This window comes from Actinoplanes palleronii (assembly GCF_016862315.1).
GTDB classification, from domain to species: Bacteria; Actinomycetota; Actinomycetes; order Mycobacteriales; family Micromonosporaceae; genus Actinoplanes; species Actinoplanes palleronii.
This window is the reverse complement of the sequence record NZ_BOMS01000046.1, coordinates 32452-49634: the sequence shown is the minus strand read 5'-3', so window position 1 is coordinate 49634 and position 17183 is coordinate 32452. Positions and strand designations below refer to the sequence as shown.

Sequence of the window (17183 nt, the reverse complement as noted above, 5' to 3'; positions counted from 1 at the left end):
GCCCGCCCGCGGCGAACGACCTATGGTGCCCGCATGTGGATCGTCGAGTTGTCGTTCACCCCGGAGCCCGCCCGGATCACCGCCCGGCCCGCGCACCGGGCGCTGCTCACCGCCCTGCACGCCGACGGCGTGGTCCGGATGGCCGGGCCACTCGCCGACGACAGTGGCGCTGTCATCGTGCTGGACACGCCGGACCCGCAGGCGGTGCTGGCCGCCGACCCGTATTTCAGCACGCCCGGGGTGACGGTCAGCAGCGTCCGGGAGTGGCTGCCGATCCTCAGCTGACCGGGTCCGTGACGCCGGGCGGCGCGCCGAGCACCTGCAGCGCCGTCATCGCCGCACGCCTGTCGCTCAGCGGTGGATCGGGCGGAGGCCGTCGGCGAGCGCGACCACCTGGTCGTGGCTCAACGTGATCACGGCGGGATCCCAGTCCACGCTGATCTGGGTGTCACCACCCCACTCGATCAGCAGCGAGTGCCCGTCCTGGTCGTACGCGATCCGTCGTCCCTCGATCGACCAGGTCTCGGTCGCACTGCCGGGGTTGAACCCCTCACCCTCCTGCAGCGAGGCACAGAGTCCGGCCGGCTGCCGCTGCTGGGCCACGAGGGCCGGCGGCGCGAGGCACATCGTGCTGTCCGACTGGTGCTGCAGCACGAGCCCGGGCGGGCTGGACGGGAAGCTGAACGGCGCCGGATAGCCGGAGACGATGTGCTCACCGGCCGCCAGGTTCCGGGCCACCCGCAGCACGTCGGCCTCGGTCAGCTTGCCCCAGCTCAGCACGGAGATCCAGCGGGTGGCGGGCATCTTCCAGCGCACGCCGACGAAGCGCTCGCCGGCGCCGGACCCGTCGTACCCCGGAGCGACATGGACCTCAGCGGGCCGGCTGAGAACGTCGGCCTGATGGATATCGGTCGCCTCGGTCTCCCAATCGGCCTGCAGCGGGCCGATCTCGATGCCGAGCACGGTGGTGCCCTCGGTGTATTCCATCCGGACGTTCGGGCCCATCTGGGTGATCGTCCAGGTGCTGGCGAACGCGGTCGGCACGCCGGCCGGCAGCCAGGTCGGGCGCAGCGGGAAGACCGGCGCCGGGAACGTCGCCGGGCTCGCCGTGGGCGGCGCGGCCGGCAGGCGGTCGGTGCCGCGGTCGTGCAGCAGCGTCGGGACCGTGATTCCCGCGGCCACCACGGCGACCGCCGCGACGGCTGCCAGAGTGCGGCGTTTGCGCTGATCACGGCGGACTCCGGCGGTGACTGCGGCCCACAGGTCGGGCAGCGGAGCGGCCTGGTCGGCCCGGTCGCGCAGGGTCGTGCGCAGGTCCTCTTCGACACTCATGAGGTGGCTCCGGAGATCGTGGAATGAACAGGGTTCAGTTCGTGGCGCAGTCGCGCCAGGCCGCGGGCCGCGTGCACCCGGACGGTGCTCGGTGCGCAGCGCAGGATCTCTCCGATCTGCCGGTCGTCGAGGTCCTCGTAGTAGCGCAGCACCAGCACCGCCCGCTGGGCCCGGGTCAGCCCGGTGAGCCGGCTCCAGAGTTCGTCGCGGTCGGCCTGCCGGTCGGTGAAGTCGCCGGCCGCCGGCCGGTCGTGGCTGACCGTTGCCGGTCGTTCGGCGTTGGACAGCCGGCGCAGCCACGAGACGTGCGAGCGCACCAGCGCGGTGCGCAGGTAGGCGTCGGGTTGGTCGGCCTCGATGCGTGACCATCTCCGGTACGCCTTGACCAGGACCTCCTGGACCAGATCCTCGCCGAGATGGCGGTCGCCGCAGAGCAGGTAGGCGAACCGTCGCAGCGTGTCCCCTCGCGCTCGCACGTACTCTTCGAATCCGGTGTGCACTCGTTCCCCCGGTCGTCTGGATGCCGTCACCCGTCGGTTGTTCGGAACCCGGCCGGGGCCGCGAAGCGCCCGCCCCCGTCTGCGGGCGCTTCACACGCGGCCGGGTTCCGAAACCTGACCTAAGGACGCGGTGAGTGCGCGGATCTGCTTACCGCCGCGCAGATTTCCGGATCGTCCAGCACGTCGTTGCTGTCGCAGTACTGGTCGATGGTGCCGATCGCGGCCCGCCCGTCGAGCAGCGCCGCGGCGAACCGGTCGGCGCCGATCACCGGGTAGCCGCGGTCGAAGTACGGCCGGCGCACCGCGTCGAGCGGCGGGCACAGGCCGAGGGCGTTCTGCCGGCGGGCGGCCTCCTCGTAGACCGTGCACAGCGCCGCCTGCCTGCGCTCGCCGTCGCCGGTGGACAGCGCCTCGGCGAGGTGGGCCGCCGCCGGGTCGCCGCTGATCGCGGCGGAGAGCCATTTCTGGTACGGCGGCCAGCGCCGCTGCTGCAGCAACAGCAGGCGGGTGAGGTTCCGGGCCAGGCGGGCGGTCACCATCCGGGAGCCCAGGTCGTCGCCGAGCTCCGCGGTGCGGCCGACGAGCGCCTCCTCCTGCCCGATCCGCGCCCACTGGCAGCCGAGCACGTAGCGCCACACCTCGTCCGGATACCAGGACAGTCGTTTCCGACTCGCGGCCAGTTCGCCGTCCGGATCGTGGAAGACCGCCCCGCCGGTGATCTCGGCGAGCCGCTGCCACGACAGGGCCAGCCAGTCCTCGCCCGCCCCGATCCGGCTCCGCAGCCACGCGGAGAGGCCGGTGACCGTGACGTAGTGGTCGACCGGCCCGTCGGTGTCGGCCATCGACCGGACCCGCGCGCCGGGCGGCGCGAAGTGCGTGGACCAGCCCCGGAACCGCTTCGGCAGGGTGTGCCGCAGTTCTTCGGCCAGGTCACCGGGGTCCTCGAGGAACAGGTCGACGCGCGGGCCCCAGTCGTGGTCGGTGGAGCGCGGCGTGTCGAAGCCGAGCACGTCACTGCCCGGTCCGATCCGGGCGGCGATATGCGGGCGGTCGCCGAGCAACGGGCGGACCGCTTCACGGTAGAAGAGGCGGGACAGTTCCACGCCGGGACGGAATGCGGGCACGATGCCGGTTTAGCATGCGGCTATGTGGATCAACGAGGCATTTACGTCGTGAGCGCCGCCGCGGAACAACTCGTGTACAGCACGGCCAACGAGGTCACCGGCGGGGTGTGGCGGGTGCCGCGCGACGGCGGGACCGCGGTGCTGAAAGTGGTCATGCGCCGGCGGGAGGGGGCGGCGGCACATCTGGCGGCCAGTGAGGATCCGGGGCACTTCAACTACTGGAGGCGTGAGCCGCTCGCGTACGCCGAAGGGTTGGCCCGGACCGCGTTCGCGGCCGGCGGACTGTCCGTTCCGGAACTGTACGAGATCGAGGAGCGCCCGGACGGTTCGGTGGCGATGTGGCTGGCCGACGTGCCCGGCGCCCCGATGAGCGCGTGGCGGCCCGAGGACGCCGGTGACATCGCCTACCGGCTCGGCGCCGGGCAGAACGGCTGGGTCGGCCGGCCACCGGCGACGGAGTGGCTGGCCCGGGACTTCCTGCGCGACTACACCCTGGCCCAGCCGGTGCCGGACGAGGTCGATTGGGATCACCCGGTCGTGGTCGCCGCGTGGGAGCCGGAGCTGCGCGCCCGGCTCCGCGACGTGTGGGAGCACCGGCACGACCTGCTGGCGGCCGCTGACGCGCTGCCGCGCACGCTCTGTCACCACGACGTGTGGCCGATGAACGTGGTGCTCGCCGACTCCGGCCCGGTGCTGCTGGACTGGGCGTTCACCGGGCCGGGCGCGATCGGCGAGGACGCCGCGAACCTGGCCCTGGACACGTTCTTCGACGGCCTGATCGACCTGTCGCTGATGGACGGCGTCCTCGAGGCGGTCATCGACGGCTACGTCCGGGGCATGTCCGATGTCGATCCGGCCGTGGTCCAGCGCGCCATCATGGTCACCGGCGCGGCGAAGTACTTCTGGCTGGCACCGCGCATGATTGCGTCGCTGACGCAGGACGCGCACGCCGCCGCCTACGACGCGCGCGGCTGGCCGGAACGGTTCGCCGGGCGGGCCCCGGTCCTCGAGGTGGTCGGCCGCTGGGCGGGGGAGGCGCTGCGATGAGCGCGGACGACTGGCGTACCGATCGGATCGGCTCCTGCGCCCGCGGCGAGAACCCGACGCTGCTGGCCACGCTGCCGGGCGGTTTCGCGGTGATCGGCGATGCGCAGTTCCTGCCCGGATACTGCCTGCTGCTCACCGACGACCCGGCCGTGGAACGGCTGACGGATCTGCCGCGGCCGGCCCGCCTGACGTTCCTGGAGAGCATGGAACGTCTGGGGGAGGCGGTGGAGCGCGCCTGCGCGTCGCTGGACCCGGCGTTCCGCCGGATCAACCTGGAGATCCTCGGCAATTTCGACCCGTTCCTGCACGCGCACATCTGGCCGCGCTACGAGTGGGAGCCGCCGGAGCTGGTGGTGGGCCCGGTGGCCCGCTATCCGCAGCAGAAGTGGGCGCAGACGCCGCTCGGCCCCCAGCACGACCCCCTGCGCGCGGCGATCCGCCACTTCCTGTCTTCCTAGGCCAGACCGCTTCTCCTCAAGACCGTCCTCATTCGGTACGAATACCGCGTCCCGTCCGTAGGCTACGAGCCGCGTCCCGCCCGTGAGGCCGCGCGACGCCGCTCCCACTCACGGCCCGGCCGCGCTTCCCGCCTCGCGCCGGGCCCGCTCTCACCCGGACGCTGTCTGGATGGATTCATCCTATTGTCCTAGGAAGCCTTAGGGGTAGTGCGGCAAGCCGCACCCGAACACAAAGGACGGCTTCGCCGACCATGCCAGGCCTTTGGTGTTCGGGGGAGGATCGGGCTTGACCTTGCCCCAAGGGGAGGGTTGAGGCTGTGGGAGGTACTGATGACGGAGCTGATGTCGATCGGGTTGTTCGCGCGGGCGAGCCGGTTGTCCGTCCGGGTGCTGCGCAACTACGACCGGCTGGGTCTGCTCGTCCCGGTGCGGGTCGACGCCGACACCGGGTACCGGTGGTACAGCGTCGACCAGTTCCCGCGGGCGGGGCTGATCCAGCGACTACGAGATCTGGAGGTTCCCTTGCCGGAGATCGCCGAGATCCTGGCGACCGACGACCCGCGCCGGGCGAGTGCCGCCATCGAGCGGCACCGGGAGCGGGTGTCGGCGCGGGCCGCACGCCTGGATCAGATCGCCAGGCAGTTGAGCGCGGTGCTCGCCGAGCCGGAGCGGGTGCCTGCTTGGCTGCGGGTCTATGAACGACGGCGTGATCCCCAGCCGGTGGCCCGGCTGGTGGTGCGCACCTCACTGAGCGGCCTTGCGGGGGCGCTGGGGCACGGCTATCCGCAGCTGTTCGCCGCCCTCGCCGAGCAGGGGATCCGCCCGACCGGTCCGCCCGGCACCCGATATCTCAGCAGCGACGCGATCGCCGAGCCGGGCGTGTCGGAGCTCGACGTCGAGTTGTTCGTTCCGGTGGATCGGGTGCCTCGGCCGACGGCGGGGATCGAGCGGGGGACGTTGCCGGGGTGTCTGCTGGCCGCGACCGTGCACGAGGGTGGGTATGACGAGGTCGGTGTGGCCTATCGGTCGCTGGGCCGCTGGCTGGCTCAGCACGGCAGGGTTCTGGCCGGGCCGGCCGAGGAGCACTACCGGGTGCCACCGGGCCTGGATGTGCCTGCATCCGCGCTGCGCACCGAGGTTGCCTGGCCGGTTCGGCAGGAGTCGTCTGGTTCCGGACCGGCCGAGGATGCTGTGCGTGTTCCGGTGCCGACGGGGTTGGCCGGCGATGGTGCCGCATGAAGCTTGACGGGGTGGCCTTTCCCGGGGGCCTGCACTGTGAGACGACCACGCTCGGCGCGCTGCTGGGCCATGAAGGGCTGGTGCTGTCCGAGCCGATGTTGTTCGGGTTGGGTGAGGGGCTGGGGTTCGTCTACTGGGATGCCAAGAACATGGACTTCCCGTTCCTCGGCGGCCGCAGCAAACCCGCCATGATCACTCGTACGTTGGCCGAGCGGCTCGGGCTCGGGCTGCGGGTCGAGGAGACCAGTTCACCCGGCAAGGCCTGGCGCACCGTCGTCGCCGCTCTCGAGGCCGGGCAGCCGGTCGGTCTGCAGCTGGACTGCTTCCACCTGGACTACTTCACCACGAAGACCCATTTCGGCGGGCACGTCGTCGCGCTGTACGGCTACGACGACACCCACGCCTACCTGATCGACACCGCGCAGCAGGGCGGCGCGGTCGCCACCACGCTGACCAGCCTGGAGCGGGCCCGTGCCGAGCGTGGCCCGATGACCGCCCGGCACCTGTCGTTCCGGCTCACCGCTCCGGCGGCCCGTCCCGACTTGGGCGCCGCGGTGCGCGGGGCGGTGCGGGCCAACGCGCTGACGTTCCTGAACCCGCCGATCGCGAACCTCGGTCACCGTGGCATCGCCAAGGCCGCCGCCCTGGTGCCGTCGTGGCTCAGCCGGTCCGTGGACCCGGCCCGGGACCTTCCGCTGGTCGCGATGCTGATGGAGCGTGGTGGCACCGGCGGCGCGCTGTTCCGGGCGATATACCGGGATTTCCTCGCCGAGGCGCTGACCTTCGTCGACGACGACGCCCTGCGTGCCGGTCACCGGCAGTACGCCGAGATCGTCCCCCGGTGGACCGAGGTCGCGGCTCACATCGAGGCCGCCGGCCGCACCGGCAGCCCCGGTTCGCTGGCCGACGCATCGGCGCTGCTCGCCGACGTGGCCATTCGGGAGCGCTCCGCCATGCAGTCCCTCGCCACGATCGGAGGTGCGTAGCGCGCACGGTGCCGGTGACGGCGGGTCACTGGTGCTGGTAGTCGACGAGCATGCGGTAGATCTGTTCGCGGGCCTCGGCCGGTAGGCGCTGGCCGATCTCGTGCGGTGAGGCGAGCAGGTAGCTCTCGGTGTATTCGACAGCGTCCTCGGCCCGGTTGCGCAGGTACTGCTCGGCGTCGGCCTTGACCGCGTCGTCGGGCCAGCCGGCCAGGGCGGCGAGGGCGGCCGCGACCCGCTGGTCGGCGTGGTCGAGCAGGGCGTAGCCGGGTGGCTCCGGGAATCGTTGGGCGCGCAGGTCGATGTTGCGGAACTCCACGTCGACGAGTGCGGCGGCGGTGAAGTCGTTGCCGGTGAACGCGTTGCGGTCGCGGCCGATGACGTCGCTGCCGCGGGTCGGTGTGCCCCAGAAGCAGACGTCGTTGACCGTGCCGCGGAACGTGCAGTCGATGAACTGGGCGTGTTCGGTCGCGGTCTGGTCGCGCAGGCTGCCGCAGTCGAAGACGCAGCGGTCGAAGCGGGCGTTGCCGAAATAGGTGTCCGGTGGCATCCGGGTGCGGGTGAAGTCGCGCTCCCGGAACACCGTCTCCGGCCAGCTGCGCCCGTCCCAGCGCCGGCCACCGTAGCCGGTGGCGCCGAGCAGCACGTGATCGAGGTGGGTGCGGGTGAAATCGCACCGTTCGAACACCGAGTCGTGCCCGACGAAGCTGATGAACCACACCCCGGTGAAGTCCACGTCAATCATCCGGGCGTGGGCGAAACTCACGTCGATGTGGGTGTCCGGGACCTCGAAGCGGCCGCCGTGGCGTTCGCCGGTGACCAGCCAGTATCGCCGCACCCCCGCGTGGGCTGGCTCAATGCGGAATTCCGACGTCACATCGCACCCTAACTCCGCGGCCGGGCCGCCCGGATCAACATGGCCAGGACGGCGCGGATCGCCGGGGTGTCAGGGTTCGCCAGGAGAGCAGGGCCGCGGTGGCCGAGGCCGCGCCGGCCGCCGCGATGACCAGGCCCGGTGCGGCGACCTCGCCCAGTGCGCCGCCCGCCGCGGCGGCCAGGCCTTGCAGCGTCATCGTGCCGGTCAGCAGCAACCCGAACGCCTGGCCGCGCTGGTCTGCGGGTACCGCGTCGAGGAACCGGCCGGCCAGCCCGAGCTGGTAGGCGACGCCGGCGCCGGAGACCGCCAGCAGGACGGCGGCGTATCCCGGGGCCGGCTGCAGCGCGAACGCCAGCAGCGGCACCCCGAGGGCGAGCGCGAGCGGCCCGGTCAGCCGTTCCCGGGCGTCGGGGCGGGCCAGCCGGCCGACGATCAGGTGGCCGCCGAACATGCCGGCCGCGACGGCGGCGAAGAGCAGTCCGGCGGCGTCCGGAGCGCCGGCCCGCGCGGCGTAGGGAATCAGCACGCCCTCGGCGCCGACCGCCAGCGCCGGTGCCAGCCAGTGCGCCAGCAGCAGCGAACGGAGCGCCGGCCGGCCGAGCAGCGACCGGTTCACCCGCCAGGTCTCGCCGACGCCGACGCCGACGCCGATGTCGGACCTGACGCCAGTCCCGGCGCCAGAACCAGAGACCGACCCGGTGCTGACGGCGGCGCTGTTGACGGTGCCGCTCGTGCGGCGGCGTGGGTGGTCGGCCAGTCGCAGTCTCAGCAGCGCCGCTGAGGCCAGGCACGTCGCGGCGGTGATGGCGAGTGCGCCCCGCGCCCCGACCGCGGTGATCAGCAGACCGCCGGTGGCGAAGCCGAGCACCTGGGTGCCGCCGGCGGTCATCGCGAACACGGCCCGGCCGAGCACGTAGCCGTCGCCGGCGAGCAGGTCGGGCAGCAGGGCGGTACGCGCCGCGGCGGTCACGACGCTGGGCAGCCCGGTGACGACGACGAGGGCCAGCATGGCCGGGACCGGCAGGATTTCGGCGGCGAGCACGGCGCTGACCGCGGCGCGCAGCAGGTCGTAGCCGACCAGCACCGGGCGCGGTGGCCAGCGGTCGGCGAAGGACAGCAGGAATGCGCCGCCGAGGGCGTACGGAAGAAAACCGGCGGCGTACGCCAGGGCCGACAGCAGCGGTGACCCGGTGGCGGCATAAACGGTCACGCTCAGCGCGAGCATCCGGACGGTCTCGCCGATCAGGAACAGGGTGTAGCCGGCGAACAGCACGCGGAACTGGCCCACGGCGAACACGTCGCGGTACGTGGTGGTCATGGCGGCCAGCCTCCCGGCCATCCCACGTGGGTGGCTAAGCTTTCGCGTGGAGGCTAAACATGCTGGCCATCGAGGTGGGCCCGGTCGACGTGGCGCGGACCCGGTTCGCGATCTCGCCGCTGGGTGAGGCGGTGCAGGCGTTGCGGGTCGCCGCCGGTGTGCAGCCGGCCGGCCCGTTGCGGCCGTGGACGGAGCGGGTCGCCCCGCGGTACGAGCAGCTGCGCGCCCAGGTCCCCGCCGTCGGGGCGTTGACGGCGTTGTTCCGCCGGGGCGCCTACAACGCCGACTTCATCCATCCGCCGCCGTCGGGCCCCGGTGCCGACATCACCGCCGAGCTGGCCGTGGTGCGGGCCACGGCGTTGCCCCGGGCCCGGCTGGAGCTGGCCCGCAACCTGGCGGGGATGCGGCCGCCGGCCCACCACGTGCAGCGGATCCTGGACGCCCCGGACGTGGTGGCCCAGCTCGCCGACGCACTGGAGGCGAGCTGGCGGGTTCTGGTGGAGCCGGACTGGCCACGGTTGCGGGCGGTGCTGGAGCGCGATGTGGCGCACCGCTCAGGGCAGTTGGCGCGGGACGGCTGGGCGGCCGCGTTGTCCGATCTCGACCGGCGGGTGCGGTGGCGTGCCGACGGTGAGGCCGGGACGATCGAGGTGCGCACCGGGTCACGGACCGAGTGGGAGCGGCTGCGCCCGGCGGGCCAGGGTCTGCTGCTGATGCCGACGGTCTTCGGCACGTTGATCAACTACGTGGAGCCGCCATGGCCGTACGCTCTGGTTTATCCGGCCCGGGGTGTCGCGGACCTGTTCGGTCCGGCGGCGCGGGCCCCGGGTGACGCGGCCCTGAGCCGGCTGGTCGGTGAGCGTCGCGCGGACGTGTTGCGGGCCCTGGCGGTGCCGGCGACGACGTCGCAGCTGGTCGCGCAGCTGAGCCTGAGCCTGGGCACGGTCGGCAGCCATCTGGCGGTGCTGCGCGACGCCGGCCTGGTCACCCGCACCCGGCTGGGCCGCGCCGTCCGCTACGAACTGACGCCGCTGGGCGTGGCCCTGACCGAAAACGCCGGTCGAGAAATTCCGGGCGAGGATGTCAAGGTGGGCGCGGCCGCTCCGACCACCAGGCGAGCGGCCCTGTCCGGGCCGACAAAGATCTGAGGGGTACGACGATGAAGTTCCTGATCAGCATGCACATCAACCCGGCCGTGCTGGAGTCGCTGACCGAGGAGGAGATGGCGGCGATCGGTGACGGGCACGGCCGGTTCATCGAGGGGCTGAAGGAGTCCGGCGAGCTGATCACCACGCAGGCGCTGGTGGATCCGTCGCAGGCGGTGGTGGTGTCGGTGCGCAACGGGCAGCCGGTGGTGTCCGACGGGCCGTTCCTGGAGGCGAAGGAGTACCTGGGCGGGTTCTACCTCATCGACTGCGCGGACCGGGCGCGGGCGATCGAGCTGGCGGCGCAGATCCCGGACGCGGCGATCGAGGGGCTCGGGGTGGAGGTGCGGCAGGTGATGTTCGCCGACGGGGTTCTCGAGGCGTGAGCGGCCCGGCTGTCGAGGACCTGCTGCGTCGGCTGATGCCGCAGGTCCTCGGCGCGCTGGTGCGCCGGCACGGGCAGTTCGAGGGGTGTGAGGACGCGGTGCAGGAGGCCGGGCTCGCGGCCTCGGTGCAGTGGCCGGCCGACGGTGTGCCGGACAATCCGCGCGGCTGGCTGATGACCGTCGCGTCGCGGCGGCTGATCGATCACGTGCGCAGTGAGCACGCCCGGCGTGAGCGCGAGACGGTGGCCGAGCCGGCGCCGGACGTGCCGGACACCGACGACACCCTGGTGCTGCTGTTCCTGTGCTGTCATCCGGCGCTGACCGCGGCGTCGCAGACGGCGCTGACGTTGCGGGCGGTCGGCGGGCTGACCACCGCGGAGATCGCCCGGGCGTTCCTGGTGCCGGAGGCGACGATGGCGGCGCGGATCTCCCGGGCGAAGCAGCGGATCCGGGCGGCCGGCAGCGTGTTCCGGTTGCCGGACGGCGCGGCGTTCGAGGAGCGGCTGCGGGTGGTCCTGCACGTGCTCTACCTGATCTTCAACGAGGGGTACACGGCGTCGTCGGGTTCGTCGTTGCACCGGGTCGAGCTGGCGTGGGAGGCGATCCGGCTGGCCCGGCTGGTCCGGGCGCAGCTGCCGCAGGACGGTGAGGTGGCCGGGCTGCTGGCGTTGATGCTGCTCACCCATGCGCGGCGGGCGGCGCGGACCACGCCGGGCGGTGACCTGGTGCCGCTGGACGAGCAGGACCGGTCGGTGTGGGACCGGGAGCTGATCGAGGAGGGGCTGGCGCTGGCCCGGGTGTCGCTGGGCGCGCCGGTGCTGGGGCCGTACCAGTTGCAGGCGGCGATCGCGGCCACCCACGCGGACGCGGCGACGGCGGGGGAGACCGACTGGCGGCAGGTGTACGCGCTGTACCTGATCCTGGAGCGGATCGCGCCGAACCCGATGGTGACGTTGAACCGGGCGATCGCGCTGGCCGAGGTGGCCGGGCCGGGGGAGGGGCTGGCGTTGCTGGCCGGGTTGGACGCCGACGAGCGGGTGCGCGGGCATCACCGGCTGGCGTCGGTGCGGGCGCATCTGCTGGAGAAGGCGGGGGAGCCGGCTGCGGCGTACGAAAATTTCCGTCGTGCCGCGAAAGCCACCGCGAGCCTGGCCGAGCGCCGCTACCTGGAGTCCCGCGCGGCCCGCCTGCGACCGTGAGGTCATTTCCTATCTTCCTAGGATGACCTACGCGCAGTGCGGCAAGCCGCACCAACCACCAAAAGGACGGCTTCGCCGACCAGCCCACTTTTCGGGTTGCGGTCCCGGGCTGGCTCTCAGGGGTGTGTCAGCGCTGTCGAGGCACCCCTGAGAGCCAGCCCGGGACCCTGGGTTACGCCTCGGTCGGGGCGGTGGGCTCGTAGAGGGCCAGGATCTGATCGGCCACGCACGCCGGGCGTTTCTCGCCCTCGATCTCGGCGGTGGTGCGCAGGATCAGCCGGGCGCCGCCGGTCAGCCGCCGGGACTCGAGCAGCCGGACCTTGCCGCGCAGCCGTGACCCGCAGCGCACCGGGGTGTGGAAGCGGACCCGGTCGAAGCCGCCGTTGACCACGAACGTCACGGTGTCGACGTGCACGACCTCGGTCAGGAACGTCATGCACAGCGACAGGGTCAGCGCGCCGTGCGCGATCGTGGTGCCGAACGGGCCGTCGGTGCGGGCGCGTTCCGGGTCGACGTGGATCCACTGGTGGTCGCCGGTCACCTCGGCGAACGCGGTGATCCGCTGCTGGTCGACGAGGTGCCAGTCGCTGGTGCCGAGCTCGACGTGGCCGAGCAGGTCGTCGAGTCCGCTGAACTGCGCCATCGGGTCAGCCTAGGACAAGAAAAAACGCCGCGCGAGGTGCTCGCGCGGCGTTCTGGTGGTGCGGGTCAGGCGTCGGCGGTCGCCACGGCGGCCGGGGCCGCCGCCGGGTTGGCGCTGCGGGTCGCGAGCCGGTTGAGCAGCCCGGCGAACGCGAGACCGAGGACGCTCCAGAGCACGACCTGGGTGCCGAGCGAGGCGAGCCGGAACTTCCACAGCAGCACGGCAGGGAAGGTGGCGGGCACCTCGTCGATGGTGGGCAGCAGCAGGTAGGCGACGGTGACCACGACCAGGAAGCCGGCCAGGCCGGCGGTGGCGCGGCGCCACTCGTGGGTCTGGGTGCGGGCGGCGACGACGCCGGCCCAGACCGCGACCAGGCCGAGCGCGAGCACGGCGAGGTAGCTGAGGGTCCGCTGGTCGATGGTGGCGGGGTCGCCGACCGCGGGTGGGTTCGGCGGGTATTTCAGGAACGGCACGATGACGATGCCGAGCAGGCCGGCGCCGGCGAGGCCGAGGGCGGCGCGGGTGTCGCTGCCGGTGCGCAGGCGGTGGCGCAGCAGGGTGTAGGCGACGGCGAGGAAGCCGCCGACGGCCATCCCGTACAGGCCGGTGGCCAGGGGCAGGCCGACGTGCTTCTGGGTGTCGCGGCTGACGAGTTCTTCGCCGCCGGACTCGCCGTGGGCGAGCGCGTTCTGTTCCTCGATCGCGATGGCCGCGTCGACGCGGGGTTCACCGGCGAAGAACGCGAACGTGCCGGCGAGCAGCCCGGCGATGAGCCCGGCCAGGATGCCGGCGATCAGGATCCGGCCGAACGTCGGTTTCCGGTCGGCGGTCAGTGACACGGGACGCCCAGCAGGTGTCGGCCGTCGTGCATGAGCTCGTGCATGTACATGCCGCTGCGCGAGAGGGCGCCCTGGTCGAAGGCGACCAGGTAGGCGAGGGCGAGCAGCAGGATGACGACACCGGCGGCGGTGAGCAGCAGGCGCGTGGAGATCGCGGGGATGACGAGCGGCTTGACGGAATCAGCCTTGGGCATGGCGGAATCAACCTCCTACGGGATGACGCGTCCCGATCAACAGGCTGCGGTCGCGTGAGCGTCCTGACTCACTGTCCCCTGCGGGGGCAGTTCACAGTGGCGCGACCGCACCGGACTTTCACCGGTTTCCCTCACGACGCCGCAGATGGCCCCCACAACCTAACCGCCGCTGTGCTGGGGGCACAACCGGGATGGCGCGGCGCCGATGACATTCGCGGGTGTCGCTGGTGGCCGGGGGTGTGGACGATGTGGCGGGTGTGGGTGCTGGGGTGCGCGGTGGTGGTGCCGGTGATCCCGTACCCGGTGGAGCGGTGGACGGCCCCGGCGACCGGCGTGTCGGTGCGGGTGTCCGGCGGTGATCCGGATGACGCGGCAGGGGTGGGCTGGACGGCCGGTCCCGGCTACGCCCAGGTGATCAACATCTCGCTGGTGGTCGGTGCCGACGACACCCTCGACCGGGGCGTGGTGATGGCCGGTGCGGTTCGTCTGGCCCGCACCGGCCGCCGGTCGCTTCGCTCAACAGGAGCTGGGGGTGCCCCACTGCTTGGTGGTGTTCATCGCGGCGCTGGACAGGTACGCCGTGCGACAGGTGCCGGTGCTCAGATTGCTCACCGTGACCTGCAGGTAGGCCGGAGCTCCTGACTGGGTACCCGGGCAGTTGGTGTTCGTGCCTCCGAGGCAGTCCTCCCAGGTGCCGGTGCCGACATTGGGGTGGTAGTAACTCACGGATCGAATGCCGTTCTTCACCAACGCGAAGTCGACCCGGTGATTCTGCGACCCGAAGGACGTCGCGTACGTCTTGGTCCACGCGAATTCGTCGTAGTCGTAGACGTAGACGCCAGCCTTGATGTTCACACCCTGGCCACTACCGGTCGTTATCTTGATGGTCGGAAAGTACGATGTGCCGGCCGCGGCCGGCGACGGAATGGTCAGGGTGGCCACGACGGCGACGAGCGTGGCGACGAGCGCCAGCCACCGGGGAGTCCTGCGGGAGTGGGATTCGGGGACAGGCCACGCGTGAACTGACGACACGAAGTCTCCTTCGGTACTGCCGGCCAGGATCAGCCATTGTGGACGCTTTGGTTTCACATGCTGGCACATCACGACCCGGAGCCGCAGGCCTGTCGATCCCGGACAGGTTCCCGGCCCGATCGAGCGCCCGGCGCGTTCGCGCATCAGCGCATCGACTTCCGGGCCGGGGACGTGGAGACGGGGCGCTTCCCGGCGTACAAGAAAGGGGTGACGGTGAGTGGAAGCGGTCTGGGGGGTCAGCGGTTGTTGAGCGCGGAGTGTTTGCGGCTGTAGGTGAAGTAGATGATCAGGCCGAGCAGGAACCAGATGGCGAAGCGCAGCCAGGTGATCGGGTCCAGGAAGGTGATCAGCCAGAGGGAGAAGACGACGCCGACGGCGGGGATGACCGGCATCAGTGGCAGGCGGAAGGTGCGGGGCAGGTCGGGGCGGCGGTAGCGCAGCACGATCACGGCGATGCAGACGACGACGAAGGCGAGCAGGATGCCGATGTTGGTGAGTTCGGCGGCTTCGCGGATCGGCAGGAAGCCGGCGATCAGGGCGGAGGCGACGCCGACGATCCAGGTGACGCGGCTGGGGACGCGGCGGGTGGGGTGCAGGTGGGCGAACCAGGCGGGGAGCAGGCCGTCGCGGCTCATGGCGTACCAGACGCGGGTGACGCCGAGCATGAAGGTGAACATGACGGTGAGGATGCCGATGATGGCGCCGACCGCGATGACGTCGGCGAGGCCGTTGAGCCCGACCGAGGCGAACGCGGTGGAGAAGCCGCTCTCCGGGTCGATGTCGCGGTAGTTCTGCATGCCGGTCAGGACCAGGGTGGCCAGCACGTAGAGGACCATGGAGATGGCCAGGCTGTAGAGGATGGCTTTGGGCATGTGGCGGCGGGAGTCGGCGGATTCCTCGGCGGCGGTGGACATCGCGTCGTAGCCGAAGACGGCGAAGAAGACGGTGGCGGCGCCGGTGATCGCGCCGCTGACGCCGAACGGGAAGTACGGCGTGTAGTTGGCGGTGTTGAGGTGGAACATGCCGACGACCACGACCAGCAGCACCACGAGGATCTTGATGCCGACGACGGCGGTCTCGAACCGGGCGGCGGAGCGGATGCCGCGGTTGAGCAGGTACGCGATCAGCAGGCAGAGCACCACGGCGAACAGGTCGACGACGTGGCCGTCGCCGGTGCCGGGCGCGCCGAGCATCCAGGCGGGCAGGTCGGCGCCGAGTTCACCGACCAGGAAGCTGAAGTAGCCGGAGATGCCGATGGCCACGACGGCGACGATCGCGGTGTATTCCAGGAGCAGGTCCCAGCCGATGAACCAGCCGGCGAGTTCGCCGAGCACGGCGTAGCCGTACGTGTAGGCGGACCCGGCTTTGGGGATCATGCCGGCGAACTCGGCGTAGGAGAGCGCGGCGGCGGCGGAGGCGATCCCGGCGATCAGGAACGAGATGAGTACGGCGGGTCCGGCGGTCTCGTGGGCGACCGCGCCGGCGAGGGCGAAGATGCCGGCGCCGATGATGCCGCCGACCCCGATCGCGGTCAGTTGCCACAGCCCGAGGGTGCGGGTGAGGCCGGTGTCGTGGTCGTCGGTGATGTCCTCGACGGGTTTGCGGCGGAAGATCTCGGAGCGCATGGGCACCTCCCTGTCGCTCTGGAGTATCACGCCGCGCCGCCCAGCGCATCCACAGAGGTCGATTTGTTAGGGTCCGTGTCGTGATCTCGTGTTCGATGCTGTGGTGGCGCGCCTGCTAGGCGGCCACCTGTCGAACCATCCCCACCGGCCGCCTCGTCGAGGCGGCCGTTTTTTGTGTGCACCCTCGGCGGGCGACCCCGCACCCTGCGAGGACCTCCACGATGCCGCTGTCGAAGACCATCCTGCCGAGCCTGCTGCGCCGGACCGACCTGACCCGGGAACAGGCCGCCTGGGCGATGAGCAAGATCGTCGGCGGTGAGCTGGATCCGGTGCAGGTGGCCGGGTTCGCGGCCGCGCTGCGCACCAAGGGCGAGACCGCCGCGGAGCTGACCGGCCTGGTCGAGGCGTCCCTGGCGAGTGCGCTGCCGGTGGTGATCCCCGGGCCGGTCGTGGACATCGCCGGGACCGGTGGGGACGGCACCGGCGCGGTGAACATCTCCACGATGGCGGCGGTGGTCGCCGCCGCGACCGGGGTGACCGTGGTCAAGCACGGTGGCCGGGCCGCGTCGTCGGCGACCGCCGGGGCCGCCGACCTGGTCGAGCAGCTCGGGGTGCGCCTGGACCTGTCGCCGGCGCAGGCCGCCCGGGTCGCGGCCGAGGCCGGGATCACGTTCCTGTTCGCGCCGCGGTACCACCCGGGGTTGCGGCACGTGGCGGCGGTGCGGCGCTCGCTCGGGGTGCCGACCGTCTTCAACGTCCTCGGACCGCTGATCAACCCGGCCGCTCCGGGGCACCAGGTGGTCGGTGTGGCCGATGCGCGGCTGGCACCGCTGGTCGCCGACATGTTCGCCGGGCGCGGCGTTCAGGCTTTGGTGGTACGCGGTGACGACGGCCTGGACAAGCTCACCACCACGACCACGTCGCGGGTGTGGACGGTGCGCGACGGCACGGTGCGCGCCACGGTCCTCGACCCGGCGCGGCTGGGCCTGGCCCGGGCGGTCCCGGCGCAGCTGCGCGGCGGTGACGCCGTGCACAACGCCCGGATCGCGCGCGCCGTGTTCGGCGGTGAGCCCGGCCCGATCCGCGACGTGGTGCTGCTGAACGCGGCCGCGATGCTGGTCGCCGTCGACGGGCGCTCGTTCCCGGCGGCCCTGGCCCGGTGCGCCGAGGTGGTCGGCAGCGGCGCGGCGACGGCCACCGTGGAGCGCTGGGTCGCCGCGAGCCGCAGTTGTGTCGGATAGC

General features: G+C 71.9%; 19 protein-coding genes and 1 riboswitch. Of the genes, 9 read left to right on the top strand and 10 right to left on the bottom strand.

What is annotated here, in order from left to right; all coding sequences use genetic code 11:
* The first annotated feature begins 33 nt into the window (after positions 1 to 33).
* Complete coding sequence (locus Apa02nite_RS17115; protein WP_067698369.1) at positions 34 to 285, top strand: YciI family protein; 252 nt, start codon at positions 34 to 36, stop codon at positions 283 to 285.
* 66 nt (positions 286 to 351) lie between these two features.
* Here the strand turns inward: Apa02nite_RS17115 and Apa02nite_RS17110 are convergent, their stop codons facing one another.
* From Apa02nite_RS17110 to Apa02nite_RS17100, 3 genes are all read right to left on the bottom strand, one after another.
* Positions 352 to 1332 carry a hypothetical protein gene (locus Apa02nite_RS17110; RefSeq protein WP_203825845.1) on the bottom strand — a complete coding sequence of 327 codons (981 nt, stop codon included), beginning with the start codon at positions 1330 to 1332 and terminating at the stop codon, positions 352 to 354.
* Positions 1329 to 1832: a SigE family RNA polymerase sigma factor gene (locus tag Apa02nite_RS17105; protein ID WP_203825844.1), complete on the bottom strand. Its 504-nt coding sequence runs from the start codon at positions 1830 to 1832 to the stop codon at positions 1329 to 1331. Before Apa02nite_RS17105 ends, Apa02nite_RS17110 begins: the two co-directional genes overlap by 4 nt.
* 119 nt (positions 1833 to 1951) lie before the next feature.
* Positions 1952 to 2956: a DUF4037 domain-containing protein gene (locus tag Apa02nite_RS17100; protein WP_203825843.1), complete on the bottom strand. Its 1005-nt coding sequence runs from the start codon at positions 2954 to 2956 to the stop codon at positions 1952 to 1954.
* Between the two features lie 24 nt (positions 2957 to 2980).
* Between Apa02nite_RS17100 and Apa02nite_RS17095 the strand changes: the two genes are divergently transcribed.
* The 4 genes from Apa02nite_RS17095 (at position 2981) to Apa02nite_RS17080 (ending at position 6686) form a co-directional block, all read left to right on the top strand.
* The gene (locus Apa02nite_RS17095; protein WP_239164361.1) at positions 2981 to 4003 is read left to right on the top strand and encodes a phosphotransferase; all 1023 of its coding nucleotides are present in this window, start codon (positions 2981 to 2983) and stop codon (positions 4001 to 4003) included.
* Positions 4000 to 4461: an HIT family protein gene (locus Apa02nite_RS17090; RefSeq protein ID WP_203825842.1), complete on the top strand. Its 462-nt coding sequence runs from the start codon at positions 4000 to 4002 to the stop codon at positions 4459 to 4461. The genes Apa02nite_RS17095 and Apa02nite_RS17090 overlap by 4 nt, the downstream gene beginning before the upstream one ends.
* 330 nt (positions 4462 to 4791) lie before the next feature.
* Positions 4792 to 5700 (top strand): MerR family transcriptional regulator, encoded by a 909-nt coding sequence (locus Apa02nite_RS17085; protein WP_203825841.1) that lies wholly within the window; start codon positions 4792 to 4794, stop codon positions 5698 to 5700.
* Positions 5697 to 6686 (top strand): BtrH N-terminal domain-containing protein, encoded by a 990-nt coding sequence (locus Apa02nite_RS17080; RefSeq protein WP_203825840.1) that lies wholly within the window; start codon positions 5697 to 5699, stop codon positions 6684 to 6686. The genes Apa02nite_RS17085 and Apa02nite_RS17080 overlap by 4 nt, the downstream gene beginning before the upstream one ends.
* Positions 6687 to 6711: 25 nt before the next feature.
* Here Apa02nite_RS17080 and Apa02nite_RS17075 read toward each other — a convergent pair whose 3' ends face one another.
* Together Apa02nite_RS17075 and Apa02nite_RS17070 are read right to left on the bottom strand one after the other, a co-directional pair.
* Positions 6712 to 7521: a pentapeptide repeat-containing protein gene (locus Apa02nite_RS17075; RefSeq protein WP_203825839.1), complete on the bottom strand. Its 810-nt coding sequence runs from the start codon at positions 7519 to 7521 to the stop codon at positions 6712 to 6714.
* A 73-nt stretch (positions 7522 to 7594) separates the two neighbouring features.
* Complete coding sequence (locus Apa02nite_RS17070; protein ID WP_203825838.1) at positions 7595 to 8878, bottom strand: MFS transporter; 1284 nt, start codon at positions 8876 to 8878, stop codon at positions 7595 to 7597.
* A 62-nt stretch (positions 8879 to 8940) separates the two neighbouring features.
* Here Apa02nite_RS17070 and Apa02nite_RS17065 point away from each other — a divergent pair, with 62 nt between their 5' ends.
* Genes Apa02nite_RS17065 through Apa02nite_RS17055 form a run of 3 tightly spaced genes read left to right on the top strand, consistent with a single transcriptional unit; the run spans position 8941 to position 11608 of the window.
* Positions 8941 to 10026: an ArsR/SmtB family transcription factor gene (locus tag Apa02nite_RS17065; protein WP_203825868.1), complete on the top strand. Its 1086-nt coding sequence runs from the start codon at positions 8941 to 8943 to the stop codon at positions 10024 to 10026.
* Positions 10027 to 10037: 11 nt separating this feature from the next.
* Positions 10038 to 10409 carry a YciI family protein gene (locus Apa02nite_RS17060; RefSeq protein ID WP_203825837.1) on the top strand — a complete coding sequence of 124 codons (372 nt, stop codon included), beginning with the start codon at positions 10038 to 10040 and terminating at the stop codon, positions 10407 to 10409.
* On the top strand, positions 10406 to 11608 hold the full coding sequence (locus Apa02nite_RS17055; protein WP_275412476.1) for an RNA polymerase sigma factor: 1203 nt from the start codon (positions 10406 to 10408) through the stop codon (positions 11606 to 11608). Before Apa02nite_RS17060 ends, Apa02nite_RS17055 begins: the two co-directional genes overlap by 4 nt.
* A gap of 172 nt (positions 11609 to 11780) precedes the next feature.
* Here the strand turns inward: Apa02nite_RS17055 and Apa02nite_RS17050 are convergent, their stop codons facing one another.
* The 5 genes from Apa02nite_RS17050 to Apa02nite_RS17030 form a co-directional block, all read right to left on the bottom strand.
* Positions 11781 to 12251: a MaoC family dehydratase gene (locus Apa02nite_RS17050; RefSeq protein WP_203825836.1), complete on the bottom strand. Its 471-nt coding sequence runs from the start codon at positions 12249 to 12251 to the stop codon at positions 11781 to 11783.
* A gap of 65 nt (positions 12252 to 12316) precedes the next feature.
* Positions 12317 to 13090, bottom strand: a complete 774-nt coding sequence (locus Apa02nite_RS17045) for a CbtA family protein (RefSeq protein WP_203825835.1) — start codon at positions 13088 to 13090, stop codon at positions 12317 to 12319.
* A complete protein-coding gene (locus Apa02nite_RS17040; protein ID WP_203825834.1) occupies positions 13081 to 13284 on the bottom strand; it encodes a CbtB domain-containing protein in 204 nt (67 codons plus the stop codon). The genes Apa02nite_RS17045 and Apa02nite_RS17040 overlap by 10 nt, the downstream gene beginning before the upstream one ends.
* Before the next feature lie 58 nt (positions 13285 to 13342).
* A riboswitch (cobalamin riboswitch) is annotated at positions 13343 to 13414 on the bottom strand.
* Positions 13415 to 13800: 386 nt separating this feature from the next.
* On the bottom strand, positions 13801 to 14460 hold the full coding sequence (locus tag Apa02nite_RS17035) for a VirB8 family type IV secretion system protein (protein ID WP_203825833.1): 660 nt from the start codon (positions 14458 to 14460) through the stop codon (positions 13801 to 13803).
* A gap of 92 nt (positions 14461 to 14552) precedes the next feature.
* Positions 14553 to 15941 carry an amino acid permease gene (locus tag Apa02nite_RS17030; RefSeq protein ID WP_203825832.1) on the bottom strand — a complete coding sequence of 463 codons (1389 nt, stop codon included), beginning with the start codon at positions 15939 to 15941 and terminating at the stop codon, positions 14553 to 14555.
* Positions 15942 to 16162: 221 nt separating this feature from the next.
* Here Apa02nite_RS17030 and trpD point away from each other — a divergent pair, with 221 nt between their 5' ends.
* A complete protein-coding gene (gene trpD, locus Apa02nite_RS17025; protein ID WP_203825831.1) occupies positions 16163 to 17182 on the top strand; it encodes an anthranilate phosphoribosyltransferase in 1020 nt (339 codons plus the stop codon).
* Position 17183 lies beyond the last annotated feature (1 nt).

Coding starts and splice junctions, on each gene's coding strand:
- Apa02nite_RS17115 (WP_067698369.1), top strand. CDS start 34: ATGTGGATCGTCGAGTTGTCGTTCACCCCGGAGCCCGCCCGGATCACC.
- Apa02nite_RS17110 (WP_203825845.1), bottom strand. CDS start 1,332: ATGAGTGTCGAAGAGGACCTGCGCACGACCCTGCGCGACCGGGCCGAC.
- Apa02nite_RS17090 (WP_203825842.1), top strand. CDS start 4,000: ATGAGCGCGGACGACTGGCGTACCGATCGGATCGGCTCCTGCGCCCGC.
- Apa02nite_RS17085 (WP_203825841.1), top strand. CDS start 4,792: ATGACGGAGCTGATGTCGATCGGGTTGTTCGCGCGGGCGAGCCGGTTG.
- Apa02nite_RS17080 (WP_203825840.1), top strand. CDS start 5,697: ATGAAGCTTGACGGGGTGGCCTTTCCCGGGGGCCTGCACTGTGAGACG.
- Apa02nite_RS17070 (WP_203825838.1), bottom strand. CDS start 8,878: ATGACCACCACGTACCGCGACGTGTTCGCCGTGGGCCAGTTCCGCGTG.
- Apa02nite_RS17060 (WP_203825837.1), top strand. CDS start 10,038: ATGAAGTTCCTGATCAGCATGCACATCAACCCGGCCGTGCTGGAGTCG.
- Apa02nite_RS17050 (WP_203825836.1), bottom strand. CDS start 12,251: ATGGCGCAGTTCAGCGGACTCGACGACCTGCTCGGCCACGTCGAGCTC.
- Apa02nite_RS17040 (WP_203825834.1), bottom strand. CDS start 13,284: ATGCCCAAGGCTGATTCCGTCAAGCCGCTCGTCATCCCCGCGATCTCC.
- Apa02nite_RS17035 (WP_203825833.1), bottom strand. CDS start 14,460: ATGCGCGAACGCGCCGGGCGCTCGATCGGGCCGGGAACCTGTCCGGGA.
- Apa02nite_RS17030 (WP_203825832.1), bottom strand. CDS start 15,941: ATGCGCTCCGAGATCTTCCGCCGCAAACCCGTCGAGGACATCACCGAC.
- trpD (WP_203825831.1), top strand. CDS start 16,163: ATGCCGCTGTCGAAGACCATCCTGCCGAGCCTGCTGCGCCGGACCGAC.